At 42.0% G+C, this 9,181-nt stretch carries 5 protein-coding genes, 2 rRNA genes and 1 pseudogene; 2 read left to right on the top strand and 6 right to left on the bottom strand.

Translation table 11 applies throughout. The features are described 5' to 3' along the window. Both L5M37_RS23600 and rrf read left to right on the top strand, forming a co-directional pair. Positions 1-246: ribosomal RNA gene (locus L5M37_RS23600) — 23S ribosomal RNA — on the top strand; the annotation flags it as partial. 191 nt (positions 247-437) lie between these two features. Then, positions 438-553: ribosomal RNA gene (gene rrf, locus L5M37_RS23605) — 5S ribosomal RNA — on the top strand. A gap of 576 nt (positions 554-1,129) precedes the next feature. Here rrf and L5M37_RS23610 read toward each other — a convergent pair. The 6 genes and pseudogenes from L5M37_RS23610 to L5M37_RS23635 form a co-directional block, all read right to left on the bottom strand. Continuing rightward, positions 1,130-3,247 carry a peptidase domain-containing ABC transporter gene (locus tag L5M37_RS23610; protein ID WP_258547658.1) on the bottom strand — a complete coding sequence of 706 codons (2,118 nt, stop codon included), beginning with the start codon at positions 3,245-3,247 and terminating at the stop codon, positions 1,130-1,132. After that, on the bottom strand, positions 3,247-4,011 hold the full coding sequence (locus L5M37_RS23615; protein ID WP_113940939.1) for an HlyD family efflux transporter periplasmic adaptor subunit: 765 nt from the start codon (positions 4,009-4,011) through the stop codon (positions 3,247-3,249). The genes L5M37_RS23610 and L5M37_RS23615 overlap by 1 nt, the downstream gene beginning before the upstream one ends. Continuing rightward, positions 4,008-7,160, bottom strand: coding sequence for a lantibiotic dehydratase (locus tag L5M37_RS23620; RefSeq protein ID WP_263201897.1), 3,153 nt, complete (start codon positions 7,158-7,160; stop codon positions 4,008-4,010). The genes L5M37_RS23615 and L5M37_RS23620 overlap by 4 nt, the downstream gene beginning before the upstream one ends. Before the next feature lie 39 nt (positions 7,161-7,199). Continuing rightward, positions 7,200-8,444, bottom strand: coding sequence for a lanthionine synthetase LanC family protein (locus tag L5M37_RS23625; protein WP_263148899.1), 1,245 nt, complete (start codon positions 8,442-8,444; stop codon positions 7,200-7,202). Positions 8,445-8,579: 135 nt separating this feature from the next. Continuing rightward, positions 8,580-8,771: a hypothetical protein gene (locus tag L5M37_RS23630; RefSeq protein WP_147250506.1), complete on the bottom strand. Its 192-nt coding sequence runs from the start codon at positions 8,769-8,771 to the stop codon at positions 8,580-8,582. Between the two features lie 193 nt (positions 8,772-8,964). Beyond that, a pseudogene (locus tag L5M37_RS23635) lies at positions 8,965-9,181 on the bottom strand (IS4 family transposase); the annotation flags it as partial.

The following is a 9,181-nucleotide window of genomic DNA, read 5'->3' on the forward strand; positions in this document are numbered from 1 at the left end:
GAACCGCTGGTGTTCGGGGAACCGCTGGTGTTCGGGTTGTCATGCCAATGGCATTGCCCGGTAGCTACGTTCGGAATCGATAACCGCTGAAAGCATCTAAGCGGGAAGCGAGCCCTAAGATGAGTCATCCCTAGGAATTTAATTCCTCTAAAGAGCCGTTCGAGACTAGGACGTTGATAGGCATGGTGTGTAAGCGTTGTGAGGCGTTGAGCTAACATGTACTAATGACTCGAGAGGCTTAACCATACAACCCAGATGGGTTTTRCTGAAAATGTTCCAGACATTTTCTAGCACTTCCTCCTTCCATGGAGGTCGTACGAAAAGCCTTAGACAGAATAYMGAYACTTGATRAAGTTAAAGACTCAAACAAAGAAAATCAGCTTTCCGAATTATTATTARCGTGRYCCAGWGATGGACACGGTAATAAACAGAATTTGCTTGGTGACAATAGCCTTGTGGAACCACCTGATCCCATCCCGAACTCAGAAGTGAAACGCAAACGCGCCGATGGTAGTGTGGGGTCTCCCCATGTGAGAGTAGGTCATCGCCAAGCATCCAAATAAACACCAAAGCCCTAGCCTAAACCGCTAGGGCTTTTGTGTTTATACGCTTCGCGAAAACTTATCTCGATGTCGGTCAATAAATGTTCCTCCAATATTGACACTTCCACCATCCATGGCGGTCGCCCGCCGCTAAGCGGACTCCCCGGCTACGAAGACAAGCTTTTTCGCGTTCAATCATGGCTAAATACTCCGTATTTATAGCGCTATGATTTCACCCCCATGTGAGAGTAGGTCATCGCCAAGCGCCTAATGATCTCATTGAGATGCAACGAAGCCAGCTGAATAAGCTGGCTTTTTTGCATCTGCAATTTGTCTTAATCCCATCTATACATTGCTCTCATTCATGTGATTAACGTAGAAGAGTGAATCTCTATCTGACAATAACAAGCTTTTAGATGCTTGCTTATCTTGGGTTTGGTCTATTTTTGTCACAAGTAACTCAACTATCGAATTGACCAAGTTATTTTCTGAATCACGGGTGTTATTATAAAAGTAGCCTTCTGACACGCTTAAGTCGATAGAGGGCATAAACAATTCATTTCATCGGTGCAATATTTTGATTTTATTTAACTTACTTTGTTAATTGCTGGTCGATGTAGAAGTTGTGTTAAATCGATGACTCTATCTGCAGCTTTAATGGTTTCGGGCCGATGGGCGATTACCACTCGGGTGATATTCAAATTTTTCATCGCTTGATTAACAACAGACTCAGTGACAATGTCTAAGTGACTTGTTGCTTCATCCATAAATAAAATCTTCGGTTCCCGATACAGCGCTCTCGCCAAAATTAACCGTTGTTTTTGCCCACTGGATAGTGCTGAGCCCATATCGCCTATTAAACTTTTATAGCCCATTGGCATCTGACAAATATCTTGGTGTATTGCTGCCATTTGTGCACAACGAGTGAGCTTTTCGACGTCAATTTTTTCCGAAAAAAAAGTAATATTATCTTCTATTGTCCCACCAAGTAATCGGTCTTCTTGCATTACAGCTGCGACTTGCTTGCGATATTGAGCTAATCCTAATTTCACCAACGGTATGTCATCGATTAAAATCTCACCTTCGGTTGGTGTTAATAGCCCTAATAACAGTTTCATTAAGGTACTCTTACCACAACCGGATGGACCTATAATTGCAACCGACTCACCGGCGTTTATTTGTAATGCTAAATTGTATAGCACTGGCTCAGCGACGGAGCTATAACTAAAACTAACCTGTTGTAGACAGATATTTCCGGCCACTTTATGCAGCATTGGTTGTGGTGGATAAGTTTGCTCTTTGGCTGTTAGGGCAATATCTGCAATCCGTTCAAAATGTAAACTCAGCATGCGATATTCAATTAACTTTTCGATCAACTTGCTCATACGCTCCATAAATTGGGCTTTGTAGGCAATAAATGCAAATAACATTCCTGTGGTAAAACTGCCCACCATTACTAATTCTGCAGCAAGATAGATCACTACAATATTTTCTGTACCAAATAACAATTTGTTCATTATTTGATACGAAATTTCATATTTCCCGAGCGTAATGGTCCTGTTCGTTGCTTTAACATAGTGATTTTGCCAAATCGCTTCTCGCTGACTTTCAAAACCAAATAGCTTAACCGTTTGAATTGCTCGGATCGTTTCCATAAAGTTAGATTGTTCACCTGCTAAGGCTAGAATTTGCTGCTCTGAGGCTAAGCGTAAGGACCGATATAACGCTAATCTCAAGGCGCAATATGCTAGTACTGCCACTAGTACGACGAGAGACAATAACGGGCTGTAAAAGAAGATCATGCATAGAACTCCTAGCGCCATAAAACCATCAATGATGGCTTCAATAATGCCGGTAGTCAGCAGTTCCCGTAATTGCCTTAAAGAACCAAATCGTGATACCAGATCCCCCATATGACGTTTTTCAAAATAGGTCAATGGTAGCCGCACTAAGTGATGGAAGAGGTTACTGGCTAGCTGCACACTAAGTTGACTGCTGAAATTCAGTAGCACTAAGCTGCGTAAAGCATTGGTGGCAACATCAAATAATAGTAACAAAGCAAAGCCTAATGCCAACACTAATAGCAACTGACCATCATTACTGATAATAACGGCGTCTACCACAAGTTGAATGTAATAAGGTGAGGCTAAAATAAACAGCTGTAAAAAAACGGACAAACTGAGTAACAACCCTAACGACTGCTTTAAACCAGTGATCTTAGAAAAAAAGGATGAGAATGTTAGTGACTGTTTAGCTTGTTCTGCAGTAAATGTAGCTGTCGGTGTCAATTCTAAAGCGATACCAGTAAATGATTTTGACACTTCTGTTAGGGATATTCGCCGCACTCCTAAAGCTGGGTCATGAATAATACAGTGTTGAGCGTTCACTGACTTTAGTACCACAAAGTGATTGAGATCCCAGTGCAAGATACATGGCGTAGCTAAGTCGGATAATTCTTCTAATTCAATTTTCAGTGGGCGACTACTGAGTTGCAACTGCTCTGCAATATGCATCAGATCCAGTAAGGTACAGCCTTCTAGCGATAGCGAAAAACGTTGTCTTAAGCTATTTAAATCAGTTTGATAGCCATGCATGCTGGCCACCATAGCTACACAGGCTAAGCCGCATTCTGTGGCCTCAGTTTGAACGATCATAGGTAAGCGGCGGCCAGACCAAGTTCTAAGCTTCTCTTGCAGTGTTGCCATTAGTTTTGACCCTTATCATCAACATTTGGTGTAAACAACCACTCCAATAGTCTGCGTGGCGCGAAGCTAATATCAACCTCTAATCCCATACCTGCTCTCAGTGGCAATTTTTTTGCGTCTTCCGTCAATGCTAAAACGGCTCTATAACTCGGCTCCGATAAGGGGTGCGATTCATTTATGGTTATAGGCTGACTTCCTATCTCAACTAGAGTGGCTGTTTGCACACCAAAATGTTGATAGGGAAGTGCCTCTATGCGCATTTGTAGCTCTTGCCCCAATGTGAGTTGTCCTATAACTCTTGAGGGCACATATACAATTGCGAACAAGGTTTCTGGTTGCGGTAATAACGATATTGAGGGGTTTGATGGGCCGATATCCTCTCCAGACGGCAATAAAACGTCGGTAACCGTTCCTGTAAAAGGAGCTTTTAGTAAAAATGATTTCCCCATCGTATTTGGGAGGTTCAGCTGTTGTACTAAAGGTTGATTCTGCTGCACTTGCTCGCCAACTTGTACTAAAAGATGCCCTGCGTTGACTGATTTAGGAGTGGGCAAACGAATAGCCATAATGGCTGGCTCGATAGAACCTTGCACATGTTCTTTACGTTGATACTCGCTAAAATACAAAAATAGTAATGCACATAAAAAAAGCGTGCTAATCAATACTGTGAAACCAATAAAACTAACTGGCTGGGTTAAACTTACTTCCCCTTGTAATCTTTGCTGTTGCTGCAAGACAACTTCTTTTCGAAATAAATCGCTCATTGCGATAAACCTCGTACTGGTTGTGCGCGTTTGCTTAGATAGATACGGCGTAACATGTCATAAACGACAAACTCTTGCTCTCGACCATAAGCCTTGAATAAACGGTTAGTAAACATATGTAATAACGAGCCTAATAAATTATCGCGACTGCCTTGTGCCTGTTGGGACTCAAATAACGCCAACATTGCCTGACAACATGGTGCAATCGAAGATGAAAACTGCTGTAAACTCTGCTGAATTTGTTGTTTAAATGGCTCAATAGTTTGGTTCTGCCAATCCAATAATTGGCTATCTTGTTGTAATTGTGATTGATAGTGTCGATATTTATCGCCCATTTGCTGGCGTAACTCTAAGCCTTCTTTAAATTCTTGTGCAAATCCTGTCCGCAAATTATCGATCAGTTTAAATTTCTCGGCGGGTAAATAATCGAATTGAGTTAAAATTAAATCTATCGCTAAAATGGCTAAGCGCCACCTCAAACTGTCATCTTGTTCACTGAATATTATCGCCTGCAACACAAACTGGCTGTCCAAACAGAAAAAGCGCTCAGCCAAAGGCATCATATTATCGCCCCCGTAACGTTCTGTCTCCTGCATGTAAGTGAACAACTCAATGCGATGCAAGCCTGCACTGGCTAGGGATGGTGCTAATAAACAATTTAGCGCGGGTAGTAACTCCCCATATAATTGTTCCGGCTCGCCAAAACATCGTAACCGTAGATGCCAATCGGGATCGCCATAGCGAATAAAGAACCAATGCTTGAGCACACCATCTTGCTGCATCTGCGTTAGCCATGGTGCCAATTGCTTTAGTAATAGTTGCTCCACACTACTTAGCCCTGCATATAATTTGACACTGAGCCATTCTGAGCCAGGCGCGAAATGCCTACACTTGTCATTGGTTGAGTTCGTCAATGGTGCTATGAGTGGTGCTAAGTATGGGGTTGCGGCACTATTTGACAGCGGTACAATTATTTCATGTTGATAAGGGCCATCTTGCCCTTGCAGTAAAGGTTGGTATTTCATCGCGAGTACTTCATTCAACCTAATGTGGCTTTTATGATTTACCTCTGCCAACAACATTTGGAACATCATATTATTTTGCAGATCGATCAGTAACACATGGTCGGCTATGGCATAGCTCATATAACGCTCTAAACCATATTCTTTCTGCAGTTGTTGCCAATCGGATTCAACAAACTGGCCTTCTTGCCATAAGCGTTTCAATAGTGCTACTGGAATATTGCAGTGGGCCTCTTGCAGGACCAGATTATCTAACATGATCCTTGGAACTCGTTTTGCTTTATGCAGGCTATCAGGTAAGGAGAAGTGAGGCATTTGTAAGTTTTGATGTTGAAGTGAGCATAAAAACCGATAAATCCCTAAACTACGATCACTGAAATTATGGGCAGAGGATAAACGGGGAATTATTCTTTTTTGTAGTCGCTGTGACCACAAACATAACACGTTATTTTCTTGATAGACCAATAGATCGCTGATTGGGATTTGCCACTCATTTGCTAAGTGACTGTCAGCAAGAAAAACAATCTCATAGGCTCTAAATGTCGGTCTAGCGATGACATTGCCTGGACGCCCCTCGGGCATATGTAGTACTTCTGCAAAAAGGACTTCAGGAGAATGCGCTTCTTCTTGAGATAAATGTTGTTTGACCTGTTGCAGCATATCTGTTGATAAATGACAGAAACGTCCGAGTAAATTCGCTGCAGAAGGACCATAGCAACCATGATAATAGTAAATAACTCGGCCATCCTCTTGTTGATACGCTGACAAATTAATCGCGAAGGAAACGGGTAACTTAGCCATTAATGTCGCACTTTCATGTTTAGACAATAACGAATCACTTGTTAATTGCAGCACAGTTTCGCTTGGGGATACATCACTTAGAGCAGCGATAATCGTCTGTTGCAATGGTTCGATAACATCTTGTGTAGGGGGGGGACGATTGGTGATATTTAACCCCGCTAACAAGGAAGTGTGGTAGCCAATATCGCTGGAGAATGAAATACCAACTTCGTCATCTAATAAGGTCAACAGTGGCACATACTGGCTACCAAATCTTGCTTCAAATTTTTGGCTAAAGTCATTAAGTGGCGTTTTATAAGGTTTTCGTATCGCTAATAATGCCAATAATGCAGGCATCAGGGCAGAGACTTCTGCTTGTGCTAATTGGCACTGTGAAAATGAGCGCAAAATATCAGTCTGTAATAGGCGATTCTCACTTACAGGATACGGCAGTGTTTGCAAGCTATGATAAATTTCTTGATATTGCTTAAGCGGGTTAACAGGTTGTTTATCCATACTGTTTAACTGAGTGAGAGCTCGTTGCAATATATCAGCACTGTCTGTAGCGCCCATACTTTGTAACGCCGTAATAAAAGTTTGATCTGGGGAGCCAGAAGTTAACGTTAGTGGTAATTTGACTTGCAGCACACCGGCAGTAAGTAACTGCTTAATATAATCCTGTATGCTTGCAGTATTCGCCGTAGGATAGAGTTGTTGAAATCCATCTTGTAACGAAGCAAAGTTTCCTTCCTTCTTCGCCAGTTGCAGCATAGCAAGCAAATATTCATCTAATACCAAGGTACTTAAACGATATTTTTGCTCAGTATCTGAAAAATACGGTTCAATATAATGCAGACCATCGCTCTGTTGTTGCAACGTCGGATTTGCTTGATAGCACAATAACGGCCACTTCTCGGCCTCATTTGGTTCACTTAACTGGGCTCGAATTGCAGTTAAATAGGCTATGTCAAAGCGGGTATGGCGCTTATCTCGCAGCATGCTATTACACTGTAAGCGCGTTTCATTTGCTACTTGCCCCAAGGCTACGCCTGCAAATAACCCAAATGGCGTCGCTCTAGAGCTAAACCGAATAAAATATTTCAATAAGGAGTTAGTTATTTTAATTGCCGCTTTACTGTGTGGTTGCAGTTGCCAATTAGGCAATCGTTCCATCAATGAAGGACTTGCAAGATATAAGGCTTCTTGTACTGCTGGGTTTGCTAACCAACTGGCGAGAAAATCGACTAAGGCCGTAGGCTCTGTTGGTATTTTTCGTAGTTGAGACAAACTTGATCTAGGTGCCCGGATAACAAAAAAATCCGCGGCTTGCAAAACCTCTACACTCATAAACAATCCCTTGTTATAAAAATAGCCAATACATCGAAATCAATTATTGGTTAATAAAAGCGCATCTAGCCAATTAGTTTCTACGTTGAAGGCCATCAATAGCACTAAACCTATACCGGCATAGCCTCCAAGTAAGCCATGGTCTGGTAGACGGCAGTTTGAATTATCTTGTTCGCGCACGGCATTAAAACCGTCGAGTCCTGATGTTTGATATAGTGCTAATGTATGTTCAAACCAATATTGTGCAGCCTGTGAAAGAGTGGATTCGGTGTAATAGCGTGTTATGACTTGAAAGATTAAAGCCAAACCTGCACTACCATGACAGATACCTGCATCCTGTACTTGGCTGCTTTTTAGTCTACGCTGAGCGGCTTTTAAGGCAATGTTCTTACCAGCGGCGGTAAAGTCATCACGGTTTATTGCATTGCCCACTCGCAGCAATGTTAAGGCTATGGTGGCATCGCCATAACACCAACCGAGTCGTGACTGGCACGGTTGTTCCGTGATGTACGCAAAGCAACTACCAAATTTCTCTGATGTTTGTTGCTGCTGAATTAACCACTGACAACTGGCTTGCAACAACGTCTGAATTTGGCTGTGTAGTTGCTGATGCGCTAATAATGGTAATAGAGAGGCAATGATTGAAGGGACTCCGTGAGCTAATCCTAAATTATATTCAGGGTTATCTGTTGCCTGATTAAATCTAAAGAAAGAGTTTGTTGCCACTTCCCAAGCACCAGTACCATCGGCAAATTGATGCCATTGCTGTTCCAGTAGTGTCAATAACGCTTGGGCCAAAGGTAAGCCTAATTCCGCGGTTTGACGCCGCGCTATATAGACTGCAAAACCACTTAGTCCGCGAATAAATTCCAATTCTCCAGTCCAGTCGTTCTGTTGTAAATGTTGTAGTAAGAGCACATCAGTATTGTGATTAAACTCCGCTTGGTAATTCCCTTCATGCAAAAAAAATTCATATAGCCAAGCGACACCAGTCAGTCCATAGCCAAACGCGAACTGTGAATGTAGGAATGGTATTTGCTCTTCTATTAATGTCATTCGTGCTGAAAATTCATGTTGGCATGCTAGTTCTGGAAACTGTTTATGTAATTGCCAGAAAAATAATTGTTGCCCAGCTAAGCCAGTTAACAAACCAACCCCTTGCTGCTCTAATGATTGTTTGGCATCTTTCACTAATAGCGCAGCTATGTCGTTCAATGCCTGTCTAGCAAGGCTAGACTGATGGGGTTGATTAAATTGCACTGAACCACCTTCCTTTATTTCCATGAAGTACAGCTTCTACATATTGGCTCATTTAGAAAGTCAAAAGGGCATAGTGGATATGCCCTTTACATATCTACTGATAAAATATGCTGTGTTATATTGTGACGTCACAACCTATTTGGTTACTTGAACCCCGTATTAAGGGATTTGACAGCAGCGATGAGTGCTACCTGTACGATCAGAAGGGCAGGTGTATGCATTGGCAGTCAACTCTCCGCAAGCACGAGTTATCACACCACCAGCAACTTGTGGTGTTAATTCGCTAGGTAAGACTTTTTTATCATGGGACAGATTCACTAACTCAGCTTTTTTTAATTTAAGTTCCATCATGTTATTCCTTTTACTTGATTAGTAATTTTTCGCCCTATCATTTAGGCAACTTATTTCTAACATTTGATGGGGAGAGTTTAAATCAGTATAAAGAATGAGCAGGTTGAAGGTTGAATAAGTCTAAAGGTTGAATGTTTTTTATGGAATAGGATTAGAGCATTGATCTTTTCATGCTTAGTGCTGAAGGATCCCCTCATAAATCAGCCATAGCATAGCCATATTTGAGCAACTGATTGGCGAATAATACCCAGGCCGCCAGCAATTCTTTCTCCGTGATTTGATAATCAGGCCGCCTGAGTACCTCCAATCCCAAGCGAATCGTTGAGAGTACCGTTCGATGCCCAATGGTATTGGCCTGAAAATGCTTATCCCAGCCCTGTTGCTGTGCGTGTAAACCAACTAGCCACAAC

This window comes from Shewanella sp. SM69 (genome assembly GCF_025653985.1).
Taxonomy (GTDB): domain Bacteria; phylum Pseudomonadota; class Gammaproteobacteria; order Enterobacterales; family Shewanellaceae; genus Shewanella; species Shewanella oncorhynchi.

What these genes read in the sequence shown, in the direction of transcription:
- L5M37_RS23630 (WP_147250506.1), bottom strand. Translation starts at nt 8,771, where the DNA reads ATGATGGAACTTAAATTAAAAAAAGCTGAGTTAGTGAATCTGTCCCAT.
- L5M37_RS23625 (WP_263148899.1), bottom strand. Translation starts at nt 8,444, where the DNA reads ATGGAAATAAAGGAAGGTGGTTCAGTGCAATTTAATCAACCCCATCAG.
- L5M37_RS23615 (WP_113940939.1), bottom strand. Translation starts at nt 4,011, where the DNA reads ATGAGCGATTTATTTCGAAAAGAAGTTGTCTTGCAGCAACAGCAAAGA.
- L5M37_RS23610 (WP_258547658.1), bottom strand. Translation starts at nt 3,247, where the DNA reads ATGGCAACACTGCAAGAGAAGCTTAGAACTTGGTCTGGCCGCCGCTTA.
- L5M37_RS23620 (WP_263201897.1), bottom strand. Translation starts at nt 7,160, where the DNA reads ATGAGTGTAGAGGTTTTGCAAGCCGCGGATTTTTTTGTTATCCGGGCA.